This is a genomic window from Pseudaestuariivita rosea, assembly GCF_017592335.1.
In the GTDB taxonomy this organism is placed as follows: domain Bacteria; phylum Pseudomonadota; class Alphaproteobacteria; order Rhodobacterales; family Rhodobacteraceae; genus Parasulfitobacter; species Parasulfitobacter rosea.
Window position 1 is genome coordinate 1 of sequence record NZ_JACNMP010000082.1, and the last position, 1,175, is coordinate 1,175.

General features: G+C 60.1%; 1 protein-coding gene. It reads left to right on the forward strand.

Annotated elements, in window-relative coordinates; all coding sequences use genetic code 11:
- On the forward strand, positions 1–1,175 hold a 1,175-nt coding region (gene tuf / locus H7848_RS19640; RefSeq protein ID WP_208354663.1), incomplete at both ends, for an elongation factor Tu.

Here is a 1,175-nt window from a genome sequence, read left to right on the forward strand (position 1 = left end):
ATGGCAAAAGAGAAGTTTGAGCGTAATAAGCCGCATGTTAACATTGGCACGATTGGTCACGTTGACCATGGCAAGACGACATTGACGGCGGCGATCACGAAGTATTTTGGCGACTTCAAGGCTTATGACCAGATCGACGGCGCGCCCGAGGAGAAGGCCCGCGGGATCACCATTTCGACCGCGCACGTTGAATATGAAACCGACGCGCGCCACTACGCCCACGTCGACTGCCCCGGCCACGCGGACTATGTGAAGAACATGATCACTGGTGCGGCGCAGATGGACGGTGCGATCCTGGTGGTGAATGCGGCGGATGGCCCGATGCCTCAGACCCGTGAACACATCCTTCTGGGCCGCCAGGTTGGCATCCCGAAGATGGTCGTCTTCATGAACAAGGTGGATCAGGTCGACGACGAAGAGCTGCTGGAACTGGTTGAGATGGAAATCCGCGAACTGCTGTCCAGCTACGAATACCCCGGCGACGATATCCCGATCATCGCGGGCTCGGCTCTGGCGGCGATGGAAGGCCGTGATCCTGAGATCGGTGAAAACAAGATCCGTGAGCTGATGCAGGCTGTTGACGACTACATCGACACGCCCGAGCGCGCGGTGGATCAGCCGTTCCTGATGCCGATCGAGGACGTGTTCTCAATCTCCGGCCGTGGGACTGTTGTGACCGGTCGTGTGGAACGCGGCGTGATCAACGTGGGCGACGAGATCGAAATCGTGGGCATCCGCGACACCACCAAGACGACCTGCACGGGCGTTGAAATGTTCCGCAAGCTGCTGGATCGTGGTGAAGCTGGTGACAACATCGGCGCGCTGCTGCGGGGTGTGGATCGCGAAGGCGTTGAGCGTGGCCAGGTGCTGTGCAAGCCCGGCTCGGTAACGCCACACACGAAGTTTGAGGCCGAAGCCTATATCCTGACCAAGGACGAAGGCGGCCGGCACACGCCGTTTTTCGCCAACTACCGCCCACAGTTCTACTTCCGGACGACGGACGTGACCGGCACGGTGACGCTGGCCGAAGGCACTGAGATGGTGATGCCCGGCGACAACGTCAGCTTCGGCGTCGAACTGATCGCGCCGATTGCCATGGAACAAGGCCTCCGCTTCGCCATCCGCGAAGGCGGCAGAACCGTCGGCGCTGGCGTCGTATCGAAAATCATCGAGTA